Below are 20,991 nucleotides of genomic sequence, written 5' to 3'. Positions count from 1 at the left end.
ATCATTGGCTCTCCGCCGGCACGAAACGGCCGCCGTCGAAACGGAAGGCTCGATAAGGATTTTGCGTCGGGTCACCTTTTTCGTCAAAGCGGATCGGTCCGATCGCCGTGGTGAAGTCATGCGCGGTCAGCACGTTGGCCAGCCTCTCGCCGGAGCTTTGCGTCAATGCTGAAGCCGACTTGGCGATCTCGACCGCGGCATAGGCGGGCAGCGTGTAACCTTCCGGCACGATGTTTTGTCCGGCAAAGCTCTGCAGCACCTTGGGGTCGGCGACATCGACCCATTCGGGCGGCGCGATCATCAGCGTGCCGTCGGCATAAGGCACGTCGCCGAGCGGCGCGCGCAACGCTTCGCCGCCGGCAAACACCATGCCGGTATGTAGCTGGCCAGCATCCCGGCCCATAATGGCGACATCATCGCCGTCGCCGCCGGCAAAGACATGCGTTGCGCCGGCTTTCCTAAGTCGGCCGATCAGGCCGATCTGGTTGTCGAGCTGCGGCCGGAACGTGTCGACGAAAACCGGCTTCAGCGCCGCTTGCTCGGCGGCTGCCCGAAATGTCTCGGCCATTTCGCGGCCATAGATCGTACCGTCGTCGACGATGGCGAACAGCTCGGTCTGCCATAGGCGGGTGAGGATGGCAGCGACGGCATTGCGCTCGTCGTCGCCGCGCGGCCCGAGACGATAGATCGGCCATCCGGTCTTGGCGCGCCGGTCGGTCAGGCTTTCCGTGCGAACGCCGACTGTGATCACCGGTATGCCGGCACCCTTGAGGATCGGCAGAGCCGCCTCGATTGCGTCGGTGCACAAAAACCCGATGACGACGTTGACCTTGGCCGCGGTGAATTCCCGCGCGGCGGCGGCGCCACCGTCGGCCGTGCAGGCGTCATCGATCGTCCTGATCTCGGTACCGTCAGCTTCAGCCGCCATTGTCGCGCCGGCCTCGATCTGTTTGCCGAGGATCGCCGACGGCCCCGACAAAGGAGCCGCGACGCCGACCCGCAGCGTCTCGGCGCTCGCACTGCCGGCGACCGAGAGCCAGGCCAGCACCGCTATTGTGGTTGTCCAACGTCGCATGCGAGCGAAGAATTCCTCCGAGCCGATCGCGTGTTCTGCCGGCGCCAATGCCGTCAAGACCTAAAGGCTGGCCAGCTTTGGCGCAACACGCGAATTCGGGATATAGGTCAAGCACTTCGCTTGTGGCCTGCAATATCCCCCCATATATAACGGTTGGTTCTGACTAGTGGAAAATCATCGGTGCTGAAGAAGAATGACATCGGGCCGCAGGCCTACCGCGACGCGATGGCCCATTTTGCTGGCCATGTGCATGTAATCACCACCGATGGCCCTGCCGGCAGGCGCGGCGCGACGGTGATCGCGGCCTGCTCGGTGTCGGATACGCCGCCAACCATCCTGGTTTGCCTCAATCGTGAAAATCCCAAGAACGAGCCGTTCGTGGAAAACGGCAAATTTGCCCTGAACACGTTGGCTTCGGATCAGGAGCCGCTGTCGATCGGCTTTTCCGGCATTACCGGCCTGCCGGTCGAGGAGCGTTTCGCATTGGCCGAATGGGATGTGATCTCGACCGGTGCGCCGACGCTGAAGGGTGCGCTCGCCGTCTTCGACTGCGAACTGATCGACTCCAAGGATCTGGCCACCCACCGTGTGCTTTTTGGCAAGGTTACAGGTTTGCGCATCGGCGATAATTTGCGGCCGCTGATCTATCACAACCGCGGCTACCACGCTTTGTAGAGGCTTTCAGATGGCCGCGTCGGCGAAGACAGGATGACCGAGTTGAAAACCGCGTCCGGCGCCGCGGACGATCGACGAGACGCTCGATCTGTTGACCGGTGCGGACTATGTGGCGGACCGGTCGCTGGCAACCGTGCTGTTTTTTATGCGTTCGGTCGACGCGCGCCCGTGGATCGAGGCTGGCGTGAAGCGCGTCGCATAACCACATGTCTGCCAGGGAGAAAATCATGGAACGCAGTATCTATCTCGATGAGGCCCGCGACCCGCTGATCATCGCGGAGGGCTGGATGAAGGACGGCAAGGATGTCGCCATTGCCACCGTGGTCGAGACCTGGGGCTCGGCGCCGCGCCCGGTCGGCAGCCACCTGGTCATCGACGCCGAAGGCAATTTCCACGGCTCCGTCTCGGGCGGCTGCGTCGAAGGCGCCGTGGTCGCCGAGGCGGTCGATGTTATCGATAGCGGCAAGGCCAAAATGCTCGAATTCGGCGTCGCAGACGAGACCGCCTGGCAAGTCGGCCTGTCATGCGGCGGCCGCATCAGGGTCTATGTAGAAAGATTGGGTTGATCTCGAATGGATCCCTATGCGCTGAAGACACTCAACGCCGAACGCCGCGCCCGCCGCGCGGCAATCCTGGTCACCGATCTCGGCGACGGCCGCGACCGTGTCGTGCGCGAGGGCGACCGGGTAGCCGGCGAACTCGGGGCGGCCATCGCCAAGGCATTTCGCACGGGCAATTCCGGTTCGGTCGAAGCTGAGGGACGGACCTTCTTCCTCAACGCACATCTGCCGCAGCCGCGCCTGGTGGTGATCGGCGCCGTCCACATCAGCCAGGCGCTGGCACCGATGGCCAGGATCGCCGGCTATCCTGTCGAGATCATCGATCCGCGCACGGCCTTTGCCACGCCCGATCGTTTTCCCGATATCGCGCTGCATGCCGAATGGCCAGAGGATGTGCTAACGCGTCAGCCGCTCGATAGCTATACGGCGCTGGCCGCTCTCACCCACGATCCGAAGATCGACGATTTCGCGCTGAAGGCGGCGCTCGACGCCGGCTGCTTCTATGTCGGCGCGCTCGGCAGCCGCAAGACCCACGCCAAACGTGTGGAACGCCTGCTGGCTTCGGGAGCGACCGCCGACCAGATCGCCCGCATTCATGCCCCGATCGGCCTCGACATTGGGGCTGCCAGCCCGGCCGAGATCGCCGTCGCGGTGTTGGCGCAAGCGATCCACGCCTTTCGCTCCCGCGGCCTCGAATCCAAAGGCGCGGTCGCGTGAAATTTGGTCCCGTTGCGATCGATACGGCCGAAGGGGCAGTGCTTGCGCACGCCACCACAGTCGGAGAGCGCCGCTTCCGCAAGGCGCACAGGCTAAGCGCCGGGGATGTGTCCCTGTTGAAGGCCGCTGGCATTTCCGAGGTCGTAGCGGCGGTGTTGGCGCCCGATGATCTCAGCGAGGACGTCGCCGCCGACAAGATTGCCGCATCCATGATCCATCGCAACATCGAGGCGAAGCCCGCCGCGACAGGTAGGGTCAACCTCCACGCGCAGGCTGCCGGCATGTTCACCGTCGACGCGGCGATGATCAACGCCATCAACGCCGTCGATCCGACGATCACCATCGCCACGCTCGCGCAGCATGCGCCGGTCGAAAAAGGTCAGATGGTAGCAACGGTGAAGATCATCCCATTTGCGGTCGCCTCCGCTTTGGTCGATGCCGTGGCAAGGATCTGCGCCGGCGGCGAGATATTTGCGGTCAACGCCTATCAGCCGGTGCGCGTCGGCGTCATCCAGACGGTGCTGCCCGGCATCAAACCCAGCGTGCTCGACAAGACGCTGCGCGTCACCGAAGCGCGCCTGACGCGTTCGGGCGGCAGGCTGACGGCGGAGCGTCGAACCCTGCATGAAATTATCCCCGTCGCCGAGGCTGCGGCCTCGCTGATCCGCGACAACGATATGGTGGTTATCTTCGGCGCCTCGGCGATGGCCGATTTCGGCGACGTCGTTCCCGCTGCTATCGAAAAGGCAGGCGGCACTGTCATCCGCGCCGGCATGCCGGTGGATCCCGGCAATCTGCTGGTGCTAGGCACTCTAGGCGGGAAGCGCATCATCGGTGCGCCGGGCTGCGCCCGCAGTCCCAAGGAGAACGGCTTCGACTGGGTGCTTGACCGGCTGATCGCCGGTCTCGACGTGACCGCCAGGGATATTGCCGGCATGGGTGTCGGCGGGCTGTTGATGGAAATTCCGACGCGGCCGCAGCCGCGCGAGCCATTGCCGGCCAAAGCCGAACCAAAGGTCGAGATCGTGCTTCTGGCCGCCGGCCGCTCCAGCCGCATGGGCGGGCCGAACAAGCTGTTGGCGCTCTTCGATGGCAAGCCGCTGGTCCGTCGCACTGCCGAACGCGCGGTCGGTTCGAAAGCCGGGGCCACTATCGTCGTCACTGGCCACCAGCGCGAGCGCGTGCGCGATGCACTGTCTGGCCTCGATGTGACCCTCGCCGACAATCCGGATTTCGGCGAGGGTCTGTCTTCATCGCTGAAGGCCGGCATCGCCAAGATTTCCGGCGACGCCGCCGGCGCCATGATTGTCCTCGGCGATATGCCTGGCGTCGCGTCGGCCGACCTCGACAGGCTGATTGAGGCGTTCCGCAGGTCCGAAGGCCGATCGGTGGTGCGGGCCTCGCACGACGGGCGGCGCGGCAATCCGGTGCTGCTGCCGCGTTCGCTGTTTGCCGCGATCGCTCACCTCGAAGGCGATACCGGCGCCCGCCATCTGGTCGAGGCCGAAGGGCTCGATGTCATCGATGTCGAGATCGGCGAAGGGGCAGCCGTCGACGTCGACACGCGCGAGGCGCTGGAAGGCGCCGGCGGCGTGCTGCAGGATTGACAAACCGAAGCCGAAAAACGCATGGCTGAGGGATGGCCTTTCGTTCCTGCTTCCGGTTCCGCTTGCCTTCCTCCGGCCTCCCGGCCCTGCTGATGGCGATTCTTTTGTCGCTCTCTTGTGCCGCCTACGCCAATGCTCTCGAACTCAAACCCTTCAAGGACGATCTGTTCGCCTACCCGGGCACGCTCTCGTCCGAGAGCAACGGCGCCTATACGGTTGTCGATTATCGTGAGCTGCGCGACATCAACGCTCGTGACGAAGTGCCTGAGCGTCGTGTACACGCGCAATACACCGACACCGGCGTGCGTAAGGTGCAGCAGGATCTCTTGCTGCCGACCGATGCAGGCGATGTCCGCCACATTGCCGTCGGCAAGACCGGGGGCGCCAGCATCATCGTGCTTTATCTGCACGGGCAGGGCGGCAGCCGTAAGCAGGGCAGCGACGACTTCACCTTCGGCGGCAATTTCAACCGCATCAAGAACCTGATGGCCGGCAATGGCGGCCTCTATCTGTCGCCGGATTTTTCCGATTTCGGCGACACCGGTGCCACCCAGATCGCCGCGCTGATCAACCACTATGCCGAACAATCGCCGAGCGCAAAAATCTTCGTCGCCTGCGGCTCGATGGGCGGCTCAATATGCTGGAAGCTGGCCGCCCGCCATGACACCGGCGGGCGCATCGACGGGCTGCTGCTGCTCGGCTCGCTATGGGACGAGAGTTTCTTCTCAAGCCCCGCCTTCAAGCGTCGTGTGCCGGTCTTCTTCGGCCAGGGCAGCAAGGACCCGGTGTTTCCAATCGAGAAACAGGAAGCCTTCTTCCGATCGATTCTGGCCAAATCGAAAGCCTATCCGACCCGCTTCGTCCGCTTCGAGACCGGCACGCATGGCACCCCTATCCGCATGACCGACTGGCGCGGCACGCTCAATTGGATGTTGTCGAAGGCTCCCTAAGGCGCGGTATTGTAGTCGACGACCGTCTGCGGATTTTCCTCGCCGTCATAAGACGCGTCGACATCGTACTGGACCAGGGAAAAATCGCCGTTGCGAAACAGATAGGTCCCTGATGAAGAGGCATCGCCGATGCCACGCCATTTGTTGAAGCTGGTGATCGTCTTGGTCTCTTCGTCGTAATCGGAATTAGTTGCCCAGCCGGAGGTCTGGAAGCCAACTATGGTCATGCCCAGCAATTTGCCGTCGCTGTCATTGTTCTCGTAGCGGATGTCCATCTCAGGTTCGGCGAACTGCAATTGTCTCACGCCAAGCACGTCGTCGCTCATGTAATAGATCGAGTTTTCGTTGTAGGCCGCGGCCGAGCAGGCGAAATGGAAAAGCCGCGTTTCGCTTTCGGGATCACTGGCAGACGCATCCTTGCCCTTATAGTGGATCGAGAAAATGTCCGGCTCCTGCGCCAAAAGATCCTTGTCACACTGGTCGCCATAAGTCGCGGCAAACGCCTTTTTGGCTTGCTCAAGCGCTGCGTCCTTCTTCGGCGGCGGCGGTCCTTCGCCGCAGCTTGCCGGCACCGCATCCTCGAAATCGGCCTTTGAGGGTTTCAGCGCACCCTTATCGATGAAGATCGAGCGAAATGGCGGTTCCTGGATCGAGGCGTTGATCTGGCGCAGCGTATAGCAGCCGGCAAAGACATTTTCGCTGCCGTCCTTGGCCGTCGCCCGGATGGCGACCGGAACGCTATAGTAGATGCTGCCGGCAGCCCCGTCTTCGGATACGCCACCGGTTTTGACTTCGACCGTGTCCGTGCTGTCATAGCCTTTGACGAAGGAATTGAAATCCTTGGCCGGCTTGGTGTCGCCGAAATAATCCCAGGCGCGCGCGAATTCGTGCCGGCTGATGGCACTATAAAGTGACCGGATGACCGCTTCGGCATTCGACCTGTCATCGATATAAGGCGCGTCTGCGGCGAGCGCCGATTGGCCGGCAATGGCAAGAGACACAAAAGCGGTCGCTGCAAAAAGGGCGCGTCTCATCGGGAACCTCCACTCGATGAAAAATCCTATCATATCGATTGCGGCGACGTGGTGACGCTTGAACAATCGCCTGCGAAGGCGCTACCTCTCGCCCTCGGCAGTCGGGCCGCGTGGAGATTTCTTGTGACCATATCAATGTATGAAGCATCCGTGCCGGTATTTTCGGCGAGGCTGAAGGCACTAGCCAATGTGCTGAACATTGCCGAGCAAAATGCGGCTGATCGCAAGATTGATCCGCAGGTGTATCTGACGGCGAGGCTGGCGCCGGACATGTTTGCCCTGACCAGGCAGGTACAGATTGCCACCGATCACGCCAAAGGCGCCCCGTCACGGCTTGCGGGACGCGAGGTGCCAAAATACGAGGACAATGAGGCGAACTTCGCTGATCTGCAGGCCCGCCTTACCAAGACGCTCGATTATCTCGCGACATTTTCGGCGGCCGAATTCGATGGTTCAGATGACAGGATAGTCGAACTGCGGCTTGCGGGACGCGACGTTTCGATGCCGGGGATGCAGTATCTACTGCATGCCGCCATGCCCAATTTCTATTTCCACCTGACCACCGCCTACGACATCCTGCGCCACAACGGCGTGCCATTGGGCAAGTCGATCTTCCTCGGATCGCGTTGAGATCCGCTCGGGAGATATCCGCCACGGCGGATATCTCACAGTTGTTTAGCGCAGGGACATTTCCCGGGCGATGCGCGGGAAATCGGCCGGCTTGACGCCGATATCGGCGCGATCGGCATTGCTCATCGAATGGAGCAGCGCCAGCGCCGCTCGATAGCGCAGCTGTTCCCGCGGACGCGGACGAGCGAACATTTCAGTGAAGAATCCCATGATTCAAGCCCCTTATTGAACCTCCAAGGCGGTCAATATAAGCAGATCATGACGATTGTGCAGTGCAGCATTCGCATGGCAGCCATGCTGCCCTGATCTTTTTTGACATAATTCGGCTGGTCCGGCGAAACTTCTGCGGCGCTTTGACCGTAGGCGTCTATGCCGGCACTTGGCCGGTTTTTTCCTCGCCATTCCTGGCGAACTTCCGGACTGCATGAAAATGCAGTCCGGCTTTTTATTAGCCGCAGGGATAAACCCTGTCCGCCGGCGTCCCGGGAAAGTCGTCTGACCTTCCATCCGTGGGCTTGGAAGCGGGCGACGCTTTCCTGTATGCTATTGCTTCCTCCTCGCGCAGCCGCGCAAAATTCCCGCCGGAGAAACTCCATGCACAAACGCCGTCTCGGCCAGACCGATCTTTTCGTGTCGCAAATCTGCCTCGGATCGATGACCTGGGGCCAGCAGAACACCGAGGCGGACGGTCACGCTCAGATGGATCTGGCGTTTGCTCGCGGCGTCAATTTCATCGACACCGCCGAACTCTATCCGATCCCGCCCAAGGCGGAGACACAAGGCCGTACCGAGACATTCATCGGCAATTGGATGAAGGAGAAGCGCAATCGCGACCAGGTGATCATCGCCTCGAAGGTAGTTGGTCGCACCGCCAACACCTGGTTTCGGGGCGACCGCCCGTCTAAGCTGGTGCGCGCCGATATCTTCGACGCAGTCGAGAAATCGCTGGCCAGGCTCAACACCGATTACATCGACCTCTATCAGATCCATTGGCCGGAACGCGACGTGCCGTGGGGCGCCAATCCGAACCGGATCGGCGCCGTGCCGCGACGCTCCGATGCCGCCGGCGTGCCGGAGGGCGAGACGCCGATCGCCGAGACGCTTGCCGTGTTCGATGAACTGGTGAAGGCCGGCAAGATCCGCCATTTCGGCCTGTCGAACGAGAATTCCTGGGGCGTCATGCGTTTCATTGGCGAAGCCGACAAGGGCCTCGGTCCGCGCGTCGCCTCCGTGCAGAACGCCTATAATTTCGTCAACCGCACCTTCGAGGTGAACCTTGCCGAAGTCTGCGAGCGCGAGCAGGTGTCGCTGCTTGCCTATTCGCCGCTGGCGCAAGGCTATTTAACCGGCAAATACGATCATGGCGCGCGGCCGCAGGGCTCGCGCTCGCAGTTGTTCAACCGCGGCCAGCGCTACGAGACTCCGAATGCTGCCGAGGTGCAGCTCGAATACAACCGATTGGCGCGCACATTCGGCATGGAGCCGGCGCTGTTTGCCAATGCCTATGTCTCGAACCGGCCCTTGGTCACCTCGAACATCATCGGCGCCACCACCATTTCGCAACTCGAAATGGCGCTCTCTTCCGCCGACGTGGTCTGGACCGAGGACATGCAGAAAGCCGTTGATGCGATCCACCAGCGCGTTGGCAATCCGTGCCCTTGATGCGTCGGGACGTGGTTGTCCGATCGTCATAAGGAGGGGGAACAGCCATGGACTTCCGGATCGACGCGGTGCGCGCGAAATTTCCGGCCTTGTCGCTGACCGACAAGGGCCGCCGGCGCATCTATCTCGACAATCCTGCCGGCACGCAGGTGCCGCAGTCGGTGGCGGACGCAGTATCGCGTTGCTTGCTGACCACGAATGCCAACCTCGGCGGCTTCTTCGACACCACCGTTGCCGCACAAAACATCGTGGACGAGGCCCATCTGGCGATGGCGGATTTTCTCGGCGCTGCGAGCCCGCAGGAAATTATCATCGGTGCCAACATGACGACATTGACCTACCACATGTCGCGAACGCTCGGCCGCACGATGAAGCCCGGGGACGAGATCATCCTCACCCGCATGGACCATGAGGGCAACGTCTCGCCTTGGCTGCAACTGGCAGAAGACCTTGGCCTTGTCGTGCGCTGGCTGCCCTTCGACCAGCAGAGCTGGCAGATCGAAGAGGCGGCGCTCGCCGCGCTGCTTTCCGAGAGGACGCGGCTCGTCGCGCTCAACTACGCCAGCAATCTCACCGGGTCGATCAACCGGGTGAAGGCGTTGACCGGCATCGCCAGGCGGGCTGGTGCGTTGGTCTACGTCGATGCCGTCCAGTTCGCGCCGCATGGCCTGATCGACGTCCAAAACCTCGGCTGCGATTTCCTGATCTGCTCGGCTTACAAGTTCTTCGGCCCGCATATGGGGATTTTGTGGGGCAGGCTGGACGTTATCGATGCGCTTAAGCCGTATAAATGCCGTTGCTCGTCCAATGCTTTGCCGGAGCGCTTCGAGCTCGGCACGCCGCAGATTGAATTGATGGCCGGCCTGTCGGCAGCTGTCGATTATTTTGCCGAGTTGGGCGCGGCAGCCGGCGCGCAAGGATCGCGTCGGCTGAAAATCGCCAAGGCCTTCGAAGTTTCAATCGCTTACGAGAACCCGCTGACGCGACAACTGATCGATGGCTTGTCGGATATTGCCGGCCTGACCATCCACGGCATCACCGATCCCAAGCGGATCAATGAGCGCGTGCCGACGGTGTCGTTCACCGTCGAGGGCATCGTGCCGGAGACGATCGTGCGGCAGATGAATGCGGAAAACATCTTCCTGTGGTCCGGCCACAACTACGCCTGGGAGATCGTCCACCAGCTCGGCATTCCGGCCGAGCAGGGCGTGGTGCGCATCGGCATCGCTCATTACAACACTTCAGCCGAAATCGACGCGACGCTGGAGAGCGTGCACCGCGTTGTCGCCATGCTGAGGCAGGAATGATCCTGAGCGGCCCTCGCGGGCGGATCATCGCTTGTGGGCGCCGCCAAAACCGGTGAGGAAGGCGGTGAGATTGTCGCCGAGCTCGTCGCAGAGATAGCCGCCTTCCTGGACGATGACCGTTGGCAGGCCGAGCCCGGCGATCACCTCGCCAATGCGCGAAAAACCAGGCGTGCTCACCGACAGCCCGCCGAACGGATCGCCTTCGAAGGCATCTAGCCCCAGCGCCACCACAAGCGCATCGGGCGAGAAGGTGTTGATGCGCTGGAACGATGCCTCCAGCGCTTCGAGGAACGCTGCATCGCCGGATTTGCGCGGCAGCGGCAGGTTGAGATTGTAGCCGAGGCCGGCGCCTTCGCCGCGCTCGTCGCCATAGCCCCAGAAAAACGGGTAGAAGCGCACCGGGTCGGCATGCAGCGACACGGTGAGCACGTCCGGCCGGGCATAGAAGATGCCTTGCGTGCCGTTGCCGTGGTGCAGGTCGACATCGAGGATCGCCACCCGCGCCGCCTGCTTGCGCAGAACCTGTGCAGCGACGGCCGAATTGTTGATGAAGCAGAAGCCGCCGGCGACATCGGCAAAGGCGTGATGGCCGGGCGGCCGGCACAGCGCATAGGCGGCCGGCGCTCCCGACATCACCGCCTCGGCGGTTTCAACCGCGCTCCAGGCGCTCCAAAGCGCGCTCTGCCACGTCTCGCCGGAGATCGGGCAGGCGGTGTCGGCCATGTGGTAGCCGGCCTGGCCGACCGCCGAGGCCGGATAGGAGCCGTTCCGCGCGATCGGATGGATATTGGGGATGACCTCGGCCGAGGCGCCCTCGATGCGCTGCCAGCGGGCGAAGATATGCTGGAGAAAATCGAGATATTCCGGCGTATGCACCGCCGCAATCGGGCCGAGCCCGTGATCCCGCGGCCGTTCGATCGTGCAGCCGGCAGCCTTGGTGCCGGCTAACAATCGCTCGACCCGTTCCGGCTTTTCCGGATTGGGCTGCGGCGCGCCGCTTGAGAGGAACGCCTTCGGGTAGTGGCGCTTCTGTTCTTCGGCATAGAAGGCTTTCATGTTGGCTCCTCCGGTGCATCGGCAAAGGCGAAAAAGGCGTCGCCGACGATCTTCTGCACCTGCTCGTAGCTCGACCAGCCAATGCCTAACCGTTCGTAAAAAGCCTTGGCGGTCTTGTTGTCGGTGTCGACGGACAGCCTGAGATAGACGCCGCCTGCCTTCCGGCACTGCGCCGCCACCCGGCGCAGCAGGCGCTCGCCGATCCTGCGGCCACGAAAACGGTCCTCGACATAGAGGTCCTGCACATAGACGCCGGGCCGTCCCATCCATGTCGAGAAGATCGGAAAATACAGGCAAAGCCCGGCAAATTCGCCACCGACTTCGGCGATCAAGGTCGAGAAGGCAGGCTTTTCGCCAAAGCCATAGGTGCGGAGATCCTGAGCTGTCGAGGTGATCTCCTGATGTGCGCCGACATGCGCGCCGAGCCGTAGGAGCGCGGCGTGGATGGTTTCGACGTCCTCGACCCGGCCGGGGCGGATGACAATGTCTCTTGACGGTGGGTTGGTCACGGCCGCATCTCAGAACGCCACGCGGTCGCCGCCCTTGAGCGCCAGCATCTGCCGTGCCTCGGCCGGCGTTGCGACGTCCAGCGACAGCCCTTCGAGCACGCCGCGGATCCGGCGGACCTGGTCGGCACTGGACTTGGCGAGCTGGCGCCCGTCGTAGAGGCTGTCCTCCAGCCCGACGCGGACATTGCCGCCCATCGCCGCCGCAATCGAGATCATCGGCATCTGGTGGCGTCCGGCCGCCAGCACGGAAAACTGGTAGCTGTCGCCGAACAGTTTGTCGGCGATGCGCTTCATGTGGATCAGGTTTTCTGGATCGGCGCCGATACCACCCAATATGCCGAGCACGAATTGGATGAACAATGGTCCCGACACCAGCCCGCGGTCGCGGAAATGCGCAAGCGAATAGAGATGGCCGACATCGTAGCACTCGAATTCGAAACGCGTGCCACAGCCGCGCCCAAGCTTTTCCAGCACCGTCTCCATATCGGCAAAGGTGTTCTTGAAGATCGTGTCACGGGTAGCCTCGAGCAGCTTCGGCTCCCATTCGTGCTGCCATTCTCGCGGCCGCTCGAGCATCGGGAATAGCGCAAAATTCATCGAACCCATATTGAGCGAACACATTTCCGGCTCGGCCCTGAGCGGCGCGGCCAGCCGCTGGTCGAGCGTCATCAGCGACGATCCGCCGGTGGTGATGTTGATCACCGCGTCGGTCGCCTGCTTGATGCGCGGCAGGAACTGCATGAACACCTCGGGGTCGGCGGTCGGCCGCCCATCCCTAGGGTCGCGGGCATGAAGATGCAGGATCGAAGCGCCGGCCTCGGCGGCGGCGATCGCGTCTGCGGCGATCTGGTCCGGCGTCACGGGCAGATGCGGCGACATCGACGGGGTGTGTACCGACCCGGTGACGGCGCAGGTGATGATGACTTTTCGCGACGCCATGGTTCGCCTCTCAGCCTTCGACCGGCAGGTCGAGCTCGCCGGCCAGCACCTCGAGCGAGTCGCCGATGATGGATATGATCTCGCCGATCTGCGCGGCGGTGACGATCATCGGCGGCGCGACCATGAAATTGTCGCCGTCGACGCCGCCCTTGACCTTGCGTCCGTAGATGATCAGGCCGCGCTCATAGGCGAGGTCGAGCAGCCGCTGGGTGGCCTTCTTTGCAGGCTCGATCGGCCTCAGAGTGTCGGGATCCGCAAGCATCTCGGCACCGGTGAGCAGGCCCTTGCCACGGACGTCGGCGATGAATGGAAACCGCTTCGCCAATCGCTTCAACTCGTCCATCAAAAGCTCGCCCATGTCAGCCGCATTGGCGATCAGGCCGAGACGGTCCATTTCGCCGAGTACGGCGAGCCCGGCGGCGCAGGCGAGCGGGTTGCCGGCGTAGGTGTGGCCGTGCTGAAAGCCGCCCGACGCGAGCAATGGCTGCACCAGCCGCATCGGTGCCGCCAGCGCGCCGAGCGGCGCGTAGCCAGAGCCCAGCCCCTTCGACAGCGCGACGATGTCGGGCTTGCAGTTCCAGTGGTCGCCGCCGAGGAATTTTCCGGTGCGGCCGGCACCGCTCATCACTTCGTCATGGATGAGCAGGATGCCGTAGCGATCGCAGATCTCGCGGATGCGCGGATAGTAGCTGTCGGGCGCCACCAGTGCTGCCGTGGCAGCGCCGCCGACTGGCTCCATGATGAAGGCGAGCACGCTCTGCGGTCCCTCGGCGAGGATCTTTTCCTCCAGCATGTCGGCGTAGCGGATGCCGCGCTGTTCCATCGAAAGATTGTCGCGGTCGCGCCAGGCGATGGGCGCCGGCACGGTCGGCATCATCTGCATCATCGGCACAAATGTTTCGGACAGCGCATCGTCGCCGGTAACGGCGAGCGCGCCGAGCGTGCCGCCATGATAGGAGGGAAAGCGCGAGATCACCTTCCAACGGCTGGGCTGGCCGGTGGCGACCGCCCATTGCCGCGCCAGCTTGATGCAGGATTCGGTCGCTTCCGAGCCGCCGGAGACAAAGAAGATGCGGTCCATGCCTTCAGGGAGTTTGGCCGCCAGCTGCCGCGCGAGCTCCTCTGCCGGTTCGTTCTCGAAATGCAGACGGTAGGCGAAGGTGGCGCGGTCCATCTGCCTTTTCATCGCGTCGAGCACGTTGCGATTGGAGTGGCCGATATTGGCAACCATCGGACCGCTCGATCCGTCGATGAAGCGGCGGCCATCCTGCGTCCACATGTAGATGCCTTCGGCGCGGTCGATCATCGGCCGGCGCAGGCTGGATAGATAAAACAGATGCGAGGCTTCGCGAGTTTCCGGGGCAGGAGACTTCAACATGTCATGGCTTTCCAAGATAGCGGTCAAGGACATTTCTGGTGACGCGCTCGACAATCGCATCCTGCCTTAGCAGGCCGGCAACCCATTCGCAGCTTCCGGCGTGAAACACCTCGCCTTTGCCGCGCGGGAAATTGACGATCATGCCGTTGCCGCGTTTGACCTTGTCGAGGTTGGCATCGCTTGCCTCGCCGAACAGCGTCTCGGCGGTGAAGCGTCCGTCCTCGTCGCCGAGAAACTGGTCCTCGAACGCAATGTCGGCGCTTTCCTCGACCTGGCTCGCCATGCCGACCGCGAGCACCTGCAGGCCGTCCGGCGCACCGCTAGTGGTCGTGGGGTAGGGCAGGCCGCCGCGGATCTCGAAATCGAGCCCGTCGACCTCGTAGCCATAGACATGGCTGTCGGCGCCGAGCAGATCGCCATAGTAGATGCCGGTGCCGGCAAACGCCCAATGCTCCGGCCGGTAGACCGGAAAGCCGCGTACGCCGCGCGGCGCGCAGCCGCCCCAGCCGGCATAGACGCCTCTTGTCGCGTTGAGACCGAAGGTCGCGGCACCCGGCCGGCCGATTTCCGGCGCTTCCCAGGAATTGGTGGCGCGCCTTATATCGCCGCCGCGATAGGCCGGGTCTTCGGCGCGAGCGCGGTATTTGTAGCAGACCTGCCGGCGGCCTTCGTCCTCCAGCCTGGTCTGCCACATGAAATTGCCGGCAAAGCGCGCCGCATGACCGCCGCGCTCGACATAGGTGTCGACCGCATCGCGCATTTCCCAGGTCCAATATTCGTCGTGGCCGACCAGGACGACGCAGTCATAGCCGTCGAGAATGTCGGGCGAAAAATGCAGATCGTGCTGGCTGGCGAGATCGACGGCGTAGCCGGCACGCTCGGCGAAGCGGAAGAAATGGCTGTCGTAGCTTGCCCAGCCGGACGAGGCGTATTTCTTCGAATGGCCGGTAGCAAAGGCCCATTCCATGTGCGGATAGCGCGGCACGGTTTTTGGCGGCACGGCGACTTCGAGCGGCACGCGCGGCGCGTCCCTGGGCAGCACGACGAAGCCGCGGCACCACGGCCGTTGGGTCGACACCATTCGTGCATATTGGTCCCGGCTTGGCCCGGTGATGCCTTCGTAATGGTTGGAACCGCCCCACGTATTGTAGGCGAGCCAGGTGCCGGTGGCCGCCACCTGCAGCACACGGCCAGGCTTCTTGCCGGGCTGTGGCGCGACGATAAAAAGATGGTGGCAGCGGATCGGCTTGCCGTCCCGGCCATCTGCTGTCAGCGTCACGCGATAGGCGCCGGACGGCCAGTCGTCGCCGATGCGAAACTCGAACGACGCTTGCCAGCCGCAGCCTTCGACCGAACATTGGTCCGGCGTATCTTGCCAGCGCGCCGCGATTCCGGTCCCTTCGAACATTGTCGTTTCCGCGCCGCCGTCGCGGATGATCGCGATGCCGAAACTGACGGCCGTCGAACTGACATGCAGTGCCACCATCTCGCCAGGACGGTAGGAAAAACGGTCGCTGTAGCACCAGATTTCGCCGCGCCCGCCATCCATCCCCGGCCATTCCCAGTAATGGCTGCGCACCGCCTGGCCTCGCTGCTCCGGCGTCAGTCCGAAATCGGGAAACTCGGTCGGCAGGTGGTTCATGGACACCGCTAAGGTCGAAGGCCGCCATTTCGGCCATCCGCCGGCCAAGCGTCAATTGGAAACGATCGGGCCAGCCATTGCCGGGCGCTCCCTTGGCGTTGCCGGACAAACAGACTATCTCACAAAACGCGGCCTTGTCCGCCACGGGAGCCGATATGCTGAGAGTGCAAAAGGTCAGGGTCAACGATATCTACGTGCCGACGGCGCGCAAGAAGACGCTGCATCCCGAGACCGTCCGCTATCTGGCCGAGGACATTCTGGAAAACGGCATGAAGATGCCGATCCAGGTGCGCCATGACGGCAAGCGCCACATCCTGGTCGAAGGGTTGCATCGGCTGGAAGCGGCCAAGTGGCTCGGCGAGACCGAGATCGACGCCTATCTGGTGCAAGCCAAGCGCCACTGAAGCCACTTATTTCCGTCGTTCGAATCTCCTGTCCCGCGGATTTTTTCGCGGACCGTGTCGGCTTGCGTCTTGTCGGTTCGTCCTAGACACGGAAGCCAAAACCGACGTGTGAGGAAACATCATGACCACCAAGCTCGACATCGCCCCCAACTCCGATCGCGAGCTGGTTCTCGCCCGCATCATCGATGCGCCGCACGAGAACGTCTATCGCTGCTGGACCGAGCCAAAGCTGTTGACGCAATGGTTCTCGCCGAAGCCGTGGATGACGCCGCGCGCCGAATTGGATGTGCGGACCGGTGGCTCCACCCTTGTCGTCATGGCCGATCCCGACGGCAAGGAGTTCCCGAATCCAGGCATCTTCCTCGAAGTCGTACCGGGCAAAAAGCTCGTCTTCACCGATGCCTATACGAAGGCGTGGGAGCCGTCCGAAAAGCCGTTCATGACGGTCGTGCTGACCTTCGAGGACGAGGGCGAGGGCAAGACCCGCTACATTGCCCGCGTCGCGCATTGGTCGGTCGCCGACCGTGAACAGCACGAGAAAATGGGTTTTCACGAGGGCTGGGGCCAGTGCGCCGAACAGCTTGAGGAGGTCGCAAAGCGACTTTGATGCAAACGGGAGAGGGAGACTGACGTGTCCAGATCGGTATTTTTCGCCATATTCGCCTCGGCCGCCGCGCTATTTGCCGCGCCGGGCACCATCAACGCAGAGGAGGCCAAGCCCGCCATGACGACCGCAACCGCAACACTGCCGACGCCGGAAAAATCCGGCCTGCTGCCGATCAACGGCCTGAACTATTATTACGCCGTCTACGGCAAGGGCGAGCCGCTGCTTCTGCTGCATGGCGGTCTCGGCACGACCGACATGTTCGCGCCGATCCTGCCGAAGCTTACCGAGAACCGCACCGTCATCGGCGTTGACCTGCAGGGCCATGGCCGCACCGCACTCGGCGACCGGCCGCTCAGCCTGGAGGCGATGGGCGACGACATGGCGGCGATCGTCAAGGCGCTCGGCTACGACAAGGTCGACGTGATGGGTTATTCGCTGGGTGGCGGCGTCGCCTTCCGCATGGCCGTGCAGCAGCCTGAAGCGGTGCGCCGCCTGGTGCTGGTCTCGACCGGCTACGCCGCGGACGGCTTCTACGCGGAGATGCGTGGCCAGCAGGCACAAGTCGGCGCGGCGATGGCCGACATGATGAAGGACACGCCGATGTACAAATCCTACGTCGCGGTTGCGCCGCATCCGGAGGATTTTCCGAAACTGCTCGACCAGCTCGGCGCCTATATGCGCAAGGACTACGATTATTCCGCCGACGTGCCGAAGCTGAAAATGCCGGTGATGCTGGTGTTCGGCGACAGCGACATGTACCGGCCCGAGCACGAGATCAAATTCTACCAGATGCTCGGCGGAGGATTGAAGGACGCCGGCTGGATGCGCGAGAACCTGTCGCAGAACCGCCTGGCGATCGTGCCGAACCGCACCCACTACGATGTGTTCTTCGCGCCGGAACTGACAGCTGCCGCGCTGCCGTTCCTCAATGGCCAGACCAAGGTCAAGACCTGGGACGAGGTCGTCAACGAAACGAACTGACGCCCAGTCAATTGTCTGCCGGCCGTCTTCCGCGAGATGGCCGGCATTTCGCCCATGGGGCCTTGGCCCGGCGCATCGGCCAATCGTGTATTGGCCGCATCACAGCTATAGATGGCGCCATCAAAGCTTTTCAATTGACGCTGCCACGCCTATCGATAGGTATGCCGCCTATCCTCACAGGGCAGGGACGCGGGTGATGGCAAGATATCAGGGCGGGTGTTTGTGCGGCGCGGTGCGCTACCGCGCCGAGGCGGCACCGATCAATGAGCGCGTCTGCCATTGCCGGTTGTGCCAGAAGGCGCTGGGTGCCGCCTTCAATGCGCGCGTGCTGTTCCGCATCGATGATGTGACGGTCGACGGACCGCTGGCGACGGTGAATTCCTCGCCCGATCTCAAGCGCGGCTTTTGCCCGCGCTGCGGCACGACGATGTTTTCCCGGCGCGATTCCGCCGGCATTATCGGCATCACCACCGGCTCGCTCGATGATCCCTCGTTGTTCAGGCCTGAGATGCATATCTGGACCGCCTCGAAGCAGCCCTGGGTGCAGATCGACGACGGCCTGCCGCAGTTTGAAGGCGCGCCACCTCCGGCTTGAGGTGGAATCTGGACAAAATTTAATCCGAAGCGACACGAGATAGCCGGCAAAGCGTCATTGGCGGGCCATCATTGCTGCCTATCTATTGCGTGCGGGCGGCAGTCGAGGAGGCGACGGAATGAACGACAGCATCAACACCCTGGACGAGCTCTTGAGTGATCCGATGATCAAGCTGGTGATGGAGCGCGACCGCGTGCAGCCGGCAGAACTTCGTACGCTGCTCGAGGAAAAAGTCCGCCGGGCGGACGATGATGTGGCGGTCAACGATCGTTTTGTACCGCCGGCCCACCTGATGGCCACGACCTCCCACAAGCTGTGGCTGTGCGGCTAGGGTCTTGAAACGGTCAGCCGGAATTTGCCGGCAAATAGCTGTAATGGCTGCGGAAATAGGCAAGCTTGAAGCCGAGGCGTGCATAGTTGCGGTAGGCCGGCCCGTCGCGTTCGGACTGCGGCGCCTCGATGTCGGCGACGAACAGTTTTGCACCGCCCGCAAGTCCGTCGCGCACCATCGCTTCGCCGAGCATTGCATCGAGGTCGAAGCTCGGCGCCATGATGCCGGGAACCGGCGCGTCGATGCCGCTCCAGGCCATGCCGTCGGCACCGATGAACATCGAGCGCACCGCCGCCACCGCGCCGTCCCGCCGCAGCATGTAATGATGCCAGCCGCGTCGGCCGGCCAGCGCCAGCAACCACGGTGAGGTCGGCAACCGATATTGGCTGTCGATGAACCCAGCCCATTCCCTTGCCGTTGCCGGCGTCACCCGCTCGACCGAGACGTTCTCAGTCGGGAAAAGCGGCTCCGCTGGCAATGGCGCGGCGTCGCGAAAGATGCGTTCCCAGCCGCCCTGACGCTGCAAGCCGCGCGCCTCGAGCCAGCAGCTGAGCGTCGCCGGCTCGGTATGTGGATTGGTGTAGAACCAGGGCCTCAGAATACCGGCCTCGCGATAATGCGCCAGAAGCGCGTCAAGCCGGCTCTCGGTGGCTGCGCTATCGACACCGAAATTCTTGACGCAGTTGAAATGGATGAACGGGATCGTCGTGCAGGTGGTCCAGACGAGATCGCCATCTTCGGCGATGGCAAGGCCTTGCCTTGCGGCAAAGTCTGCCGGGGCGGCGCGATAGAGGTCGAGCCAGGCATCGACCTCGGCGCGTTCGATGGTGCGGCTGAGATCGCCAGATATCTCGTCGATCCCGATGGCGGGCGAGTGTGGCTCGGGCGGGGCTACGGGCTGCAATTCTGACAAGGCGGCGGGCTGCATGACTTCCTCCCAAGTATGGCCTTACACCGTAAGATTAATGGAGACTAATCTCATGCCGTGAGTTGTCAAGCGGGATTGCGAGGCAGCCACGTGGCCGAACGCTGGGGGATAGCGCACCTCCGTCCGGGCCAACGTCCCGATGCAAAGCCCTAACAATTCGATTCAAACTTTGTTGGTAGTTTCTTGTTAGGAATCCAGCTTGGTTTGTCCGGCGGCGTTGTCCTGCCTTCGGTCTGTTGTGTTTTGCGTACAGGTCCAGATGCGGTTATCAGGCGTCGTCATCTTTTCGATCGCAGCGCTGTGCCTTGCCGGCTGCACATCGACATCCGGCGTCGATGCGCTGCAAGTGCCGTCCAGCGAGACGACCAGCTCGGTTGTGCGGCCGCCCGCGCCGGTGGCATCCGTGGCGAAAACTGATGCTGCGCCAGCCTTCGCGGAACAGGAGCAGGACGAACAACAGGTCGCGATGGACGTACCCGACCAAAGCATCGATCCGCCGGCCGAGGTGATCGCGCTGATGGCGCCGCCGAAGCGGCTGACACGCGCAGCACCGGCGATGCTTGCCGAGCCGGTCACGCGCTATGGTTTTCGCGACGCCAAGCCGATCAATTTCGGTAAATCCTCCTCGCCGAGGCGCCTTGCCGTCCACGGCGTCGACGTTTCGCGCTGGCAGGGCAATGTGAACTGGCAAAAGCTGCGCGCCCAGGGCGCAAACTTCGCCTACATCAAGGCGACCGACGGCGGCGATCATCTCGACCCGATGTTTACCAGGAACTGGCGTAGTGCCGAAGCCGCCGGCCTCAAGCGCGGCGCGTACCACTTCTTCTATTGGTGCCGCACCGCCGGCGAGCAGGCCGACTGGTTCATCCGCAATGTGCCGAGGGTCGAGGGCGCGCTGCCGCCGGTGATCGACGTCGAGTGGAACGGCGAATCCAGCTGCAAGCGCCGCCCGTCGCGGCAAAAGGTGCTGGAGAAGATGCAGGTGTTCATGGACAAGCTCGAGCGCTACTACGGCCAGCGCCCAATCATCTACACCGCGCCTGACTTCTACCGTGACAATCTCAGGGGCGCCTTCCCAGATTATCCATTCTGGCTGCGCGCCGTGGCGGCGCACCCGTCAAAGGTTTATCCCGGCCGCAAATGGCTGTTCTGGCAATATTCCGGGTCCGGCCTGTCGCACGGCGTAAGAGGCCGCATCGACCTCAACGTGTTCCATGGTGATGAGAGGGCGTGGCGCGACTGGGTTGGTGGAAGGCAGATGGTGGCCGAGGCGGAGTAGCGCGGCAGCTTCTTCCTTCTCCCCATGTGGGATCTTTGCACAGAAGCCGATCAGTGATTCTGTTGTGAGGTTGGAGCAGGGAGATTCGCGATGGTGGATCGTGTTCTGGGTCAGTTGAGTCTGGC

Annotated in this window: 23 protein-coding genes and 1 pseudogene; 15 read left to right on the top strand and 9 right to left on the bottom strand. The window is 62.8% G+C overall.

Annotation, left to right across the window (positions count from 1 at the left end):
* Position 1 precedes the first annotated feature (1 nt).
* A complete protein-coding gene (locus tag NKI72_RS29540; RefSeq protein WP_352851570.1) occupies positions 2 to 1,075 on the bottom strand; it encodes a branched-chain amino acid ABC transporter substrate-binding protein in 1,074 nt (357 codons plus the stop codon).
* 180 nt (positions 1,076 to 1,255) lie between these two features.
* Here NKI72_RS29540 and NKI72_RS29535 point away from each other — a divergent pair, with 180 nt between their 5' ends.
* The 6 genes and pseudogenes from NKI72_RS29535 to NKI72_RS29515 all read left to right on the top strand — a co-directional run bounded on the left by NKI72_RS29535 (position 1,256) and on the right by NKI72_RS29515 (position 5,584).
* Complete coding sequence (locus NKI72_RS29535) at positions 1,256 to 1,750, top strand: flavin reductase (protein WP_352836813.1); 495 nt, start codon at positions 1,256 to 1,258, stop codon at positions 1,748 to 1,750.
* A 33-nt stretch (positions 1,751 to 1,783) separates the two neighbouring features.
* A pseudogene (locus tag NKI72_RS35525) lies at positions 1,784 to 1,892 on the top strand (AAA family ATPase); the annotation flags it as partial.
* 85 nt (positions 1,893 to 1,977) lie between these two features.
* Positions 1,978 to 2,316, top strand: a complete 339-nt coding sequence (locus NKI72_RS29530; protein WP_352836815.1) for an XdhC family protein — start codon at positions 1,978 to 1,980, stop codon at positions 2,314 to 2,316.
* A 6-nt stretch (positions 2,317 to 2,322) separates the two neighbouring features.
* A complete protein-coding gene (locus tag NKI72_RS29525) occupies positions 2,323 to 3,027 on the top strand; it encodes an XdhC family protein (RefSeq protein ID WP_352684212.1) in 705 nt (234 codons plus the stop codon).
* Positions 3,024 to 4,634: an NTP transferase domain-containing protein gene (locus NKI72_RS29520; RefSeq protein WP_352836818.1), complete on the top strand. Its 1,611-nt coding sequence runs from the start codon at positions 3,024 to 3,026 to the stop codon at positions 4,632 to 4,634. The genes NKI72_RS29525 and NKI72_RS29520 overlap by 4 nt, the downstream gene beginning before the upstream one ends.
* Before the next feature lie 92 nt (positions 4,635 to 4,726).
* Positions 4,727 to 5,584: an alpha/beta hydrolase gene (locus NKI72_RS29515; protein WP_352772732.1), complete on the top strand. Its 858-nt coding sequence runs from the start codon at positions 4,727 to 4,729 to the stop codon at positions 5,582 to 5,584.
* Here the strand turns inward: NKI72_RS29515 and NKI72_RS29510 are convergent.
* Positions 5,581 to 6,618 (bottom strand): DUF1176 domain-containing protein, encoded by a 1,038-nt coding sequence (locus NKI72_RS29510; protein ID WP_352818137.1) that lies wholly within the window; start codon positions 6,616 to 6,618, stop codon positions 5,581 to 5,583. The genes NKI72_RS29515 and NKI72_RS29510 overlap by 4 nt on opposite strands.
* Before the next feature lie 123 nt (positions 6,619 to 6,741).
* Between NKI72_RS29510 and NKI72_RS29505 the strand changes: the two genes are divergently transcribed.
* A complete protein-coding gene (locus tag NKI72_RS29505; RefSeq protein ID WP_352836847.1) occupies positions 6,742 to 7,248 on the top strand; it encodes a DUF1993 domain-containing protein in 507 nt (168 codons plus the stop codon).
* A 45-nt stretch (positions 7,249 to 7,293) separates the two neighbouring features.
* Here the strand turns inward: NKI72_RS29505 and NKI72_RS29500 are convergent, their stop codons facing one another.
* Positions 7,294 to 7,458: a hypothetical protein gene (locus tag NKI72_RS29500; protein WP_023674744.1), complete on the bottom strand. Its 165-nt coding sequence runs from the start codon at positions 7,456 to 7,458 to the stop codon at positions 7,294 to 7,296.
* A 384-nt stretch (positions 7,459 to 7,842) separates the two neighbouring features.
* Here NKI72_RS29500 and NKI72_RS29495 point away from each other — a divergent pair, with 384 nt between their 5' ends.
* Together NKI72_RS29495 and NKI72_RS29490 are read left to right on the top strand one after the other, a co-directional pair.
* The gene (locus NKI72_RS29495; protein ID WP_352836822.1) at positions 7,843 to 8,910 is read left to right on the top strand and encodes an aldo/keto reductase; all 1,068 of its coding nucleotides are present in this window, start codon (positions 7,843 to 7,845) and stop codon (positions 8,908 to 8,910) included.
* A gap of 47 nt (positions 8,911 to 8,957) precedes the next feature.
* Positions 8,958 to 10,217, top strand: coding sequence for a cysteine desulfurase-like protein (locus NKI72_RS29490; RefSeq protein ID WP_352836825.1), 1,260 nt, complete (start codon positions 8,958 to 8,960; stop codon positions 10,215 to 10,217).
* A 24-nt stretch (positions 10,218 to 10,241) separates the two neighbouring features.
* Here the strand turns inward: NKI72_RS29490 and NKI72_RS29485 are convergent, their stop codons facing one another.
* From NKI72_RS29485 to NKI72_RS29465, 5 genes are read right to left on the bottom strand one after another with little or no spacing between them, the layout of a single operon-like run.
* Positions 10,242 to 11,273, bottom strand: coding sequence for a histone deacetylase family protein (locus tag NKI72_RS29485; RefSeq protein WP_352836828.1), 1,032 nt, complete (start codon positions 11,271 to 11,273; stop codon positions 10,242 to 10,244).
* On the bottom strand, positions 11,270 to 11,782 hold the full coding sequence (locus NKI72_RS29480) for a GNAT family N-acetyltransferase (RefSeq protein ID WP_023674747.1): 513 nt from the start codon (positions 11,780 to 11,782) through the stop codon (positions 11,270 to 11,272). The genes NKI72_RS29485 and NKI72_RS29480 overlap by 4 nt, the downstream gene beginning before the upstream one ends.
* 9 nt (positions 11,783 to 11,791) lie before the next feature.
* Positions 11,792 to 12,721 (bottom strand): 3,5-dioxohexanoate:acetyl-CoA acetone transferase, encoded by a 930-nt coding sequence (gene kce, locus NKI72_RS29475; protein ID WP_352851569.1) that lies wholly within the window; start codon positions 12,719 to 12,721, stop codon positions 11,792 to 11,794.
* Between the two features lie 10 nt (positions 12,722 to 12,731).
* Positions 12,732 to 14,099: an aminotransferase family protein gene (locus tag NKI72_RS29470; protein ID WP_352501606.1), complete on the bottom strand. Its 1,368-nt coding sequence runs from the start codon at positions 14,097 to 14,099 to the stop codon at positions 12,732 to 12,734.
* Between the two features lies 1 nt (position 14,100).
* Positions 14,101 to 15,741 carry a N,N-dimethylformamidase beta subunit family domain-containing protein gene (locus tag NKI72_RS29465; protein ID WP_352836834.1) on the bottom strand — a complete coding sequence of 547 codons (1,641 nt, stop codon included), beginning with the start codon at positions 15,739 to 15,741 and terminating at the stop codon, positions 14,101 to 14,103.
* Positions 15,742 to 15,896: 155 nt separating this feature from the next.
* Between NKI72_RS29465 and NKI72_RS29460 the strand changes: the two genes are divergently transcribed.
* The 5 genes from NKI72_RS29460 (at position 15,897) to NKI72_RS29440 (ending at position 18,659) form a co-directional block, all read left to right on the top strand.
* The gene (locus NKI72_RS29460) at positions 15,897 to 16,145 is read left to right on the top strand and encodes a ParB N-terminal domain-containing protein (protein ID WP_352836836.1); all 249 of its coding nucleotides are present in this window, start codon (positions 15,897 to 15,899) and stop codon (positions 16,143 to 16,145) included.
* Positions 16,146 to 16,266: 121 nt separating this feature from the next.
* Positions 16,267 to 16,752 carry an SRPBCC family protein gene (locus NKI72_RS29455; RefSeq protein WP_352541415.1) on the top strand — a complete coding sequence of 162 codons (486 nt, stop codon included), beginning with the start codon at positions 16,267 to 16,269 and terminating at the stop codon, positions 16,750 to 16,752.
* A 24-nt stretch (positions 16,753 to 16,776) separates the two neighbouring features.
* Positions 16,777 to 17,733 (top strand): alpha/beta fold hydrolase, encoded by a 957-nt coding sequence (locus tag NKI72_RS29450; RefSeq protein ID WP_352782725.1) that lies wholly within the window; start codon positions 16,777 to 16,779, stop codon positions 17,731 to 17,733.
* Positions 17,734 to 17,929: 196 nt separating this feature from the next.
* Positions 17,930 to 18,328 (top strand): GFA family protein, encoded by a 399-nt coding sequence (locus NKI72_RS29445; protein ID WP_352457758.1) that lies wholly within the window; start codon positions 17,930 to 17,932, stop codon positions 18,326 to 18,328.
* Positions 18,329 to 18,446: 118 nt separating this feature from the next.
* Positions 18,447 to 18,659, top strand: coding sequence for a hypothetical protein (locus NKI72_RS29440; RefSeq protein WP_352474035.1), 213 nt, complete (start codon positions 18,447 to 18,449; stop codon positions 18,657 to 18,659).
* A 13-nt stretch (positions 18,660 to 18,672) separates the two neighbouring features.
* On the opposite strand, the gene NKI72_RS29435 is transcribed toward NKI72_RS29440, so the two are convergent.
* Positions 18,673 to 19,587 carry a hypothetical protein gene (locus NKI72_RS29435; protein WP_352836838.1) on the bottom strand — a complete coding sequence of 305 codons (915 nt, stop codon included), beginning with the start codon at positions 19,585 to 19,587 and terminating at the stop codon, positions 18,673 to 18,675.
* 259 nt (positions 19,588 to 19,846) lie between these two features.
* Between NKI72_RS29435 and NKI72_RS29430 the strand changes: the two genes are divergently transcribed.
* Positions 19,847 to 20,866, top strand: coding sequence for a glycoside hydrolase family 25 protein (locus NKI72_RS29430; RefSeq protein WP_352836841.1), 1,020 nt, complete (start codon positions 19,847 to 19,849; stop codon positions 20,864 to 20,866).
* The last annotated feature ends 125 nt before the right edge of the window (positions 20,867 to 20,991 follow it).

It is taken from the genome of Mesorhizobium sp. M0437, from assembly GCF_040321335.1.
In the GTDB taxonomy this organism is placed as follows: domain Bacteria; phylum Pseudomonadota; class Alphaproteobacteria; order Rhizobiales; family Rhizobiaceae; genus Mesorhizobium.
This window is presented reverse-complemented; position numbering and strand designations above follow the sequence as displayed.

What these genes read in the sequence shown, in the direction of transcription:
- NKI72_RS29540 (WP_352851570.1), bottom strand. Translation starts at nt 1,075, where the DNA reads ATGCGACGTTGGACAACCACAATAGCGGTGCTGGCCTGGCTCTCGGTC.
- NKI72_RS29530 (WP_352836815.1), top strand. Translation starts at nt 1,978, where the DNA reads ATGGAACGCAGTATCTATCTCGATGAGGCCCGCGACCCGCTGATCATC.
- NKI72_RS29525 (WP_352684212.1), top strand. Translation starts at nt 2,323, where the DNA reads ATGGATCCCTATGCGCTGAAGACACTCAACGCCGAACGCCGCGCCCGC.
- NKI72_RS29515 (WP_352772732.1), top strand. Translation starts at nt 4,727, where the DNA reads ATGGCGATTCTTTTGTCGCTCTCTTGTGCCGCCTACGCCAATGCTCTC.
- NKI72_RS29510 (WP_352818137.1), bottom strand. Translation starts at nt 6,618, where the DNA reads ATGAGACGCGCCCTTTTTGCAGCGACCGCTTTTGTGTCTCTTGCCATT.
- NKI72_RS29500 (WP_023674744.1), bottom strand. Translation starts at nt 7,458, where the DNA reads ATGGGATTCTTCACTGAAATGTTCGCTCGTCCGCGTCCGCGGGAACAG.
- NKI72_RS29495 (WP_352836822.1), top strand. Translation starts at nt 7,843, where the DNA reads ATGCACAAACGCCGTCTCGGCCAGACCGATCTTTTCGTGTCGCAAATC.
- NKI72_RS29490 (WP_352836825.1), top strand. Translation starts at nt 8,958, where the DNA reads ATGGACTTCCGGATCGACGCGGTGCGCGCGAAATTTCCGGCCTTGTCG.
- NKI72_RS29485 (WP_352836828.1), bottom strand. Translation starts at nt 11,273, where the DNA reads ATGAAAGCCTTCTATGCCGAAGAACAGAAGCGCCACTACCCGAAGGCG.
- kce (WP_352851569.1), bottom strand. Translation starts at nt 12,721, where the DNA reads ATGGCGTCGCGAAAAGTCATCATCACCTGCGCCGTCACCGGGTCGGTA.
- NKI72_RS29470 (WP_352501606.1), bottom strand. Translation starts at nt 14,099, where the DNA reads ATGTTGAAGTCTCCTGCCCCGGAAACTCGCGAAGCCTCGCATCTGTTT.
- NKI72_RS29465 (WP_352836834.1), bottom strand. Translation starts at nt 15,741, where the DNA reads ATGAACCACCTGCCGACCGAGTTTCCCGATTTCGGACTGACGCCGGAG.
- NKI72_RS29460 (WP_352836836.1), top strand. Translation starts at nt 15,897, where the DNA reads ATGCTGAGAGTGCAAAAGGTCAGGGTCAACGATATCTACGTGCCGACG.
- NKI72_RS29455 (WP_352541415.1), top strand. Translation starts at nt 16,267, where the DNA reads ATGACCACCAAGCTCGACATCGCCCCCAACTCCGATCGCGAGCTGGTT.
- NKI72_RS29445 (WP_352457758.1), top strand. Translation starts at nt 17,930, where the DNA reads ATGGCAAGATATCAGGGCGGGTGTTTGTGCGGCGCGGTGCGCTACCGC.
- NKI72_RS29440 (WP_352474035.1), top strand. Translation starts at nt 18,447, where the DNA reads ATGAACGACAGCATCAACACCCTGGACGAGCTCTTGAGTGATCCGATG.
- NKI72_RS29435 (WP_352836838.1), bottom strand. Translation starts at nt 19,587, where the DNA reads ATGCAGCCCGCCGCCTTGTCAGAATTGCAGCCCGTAGCCCCGCCCGAG.
- NKI72_RS29430 (WP_352836841.1), top strand. Translation starts at nt 19,847, where the DNA reads ATGCGGTTATCAGGCGTCGTCATCTTTTCGATCGCAGCGCTGTGCCTT.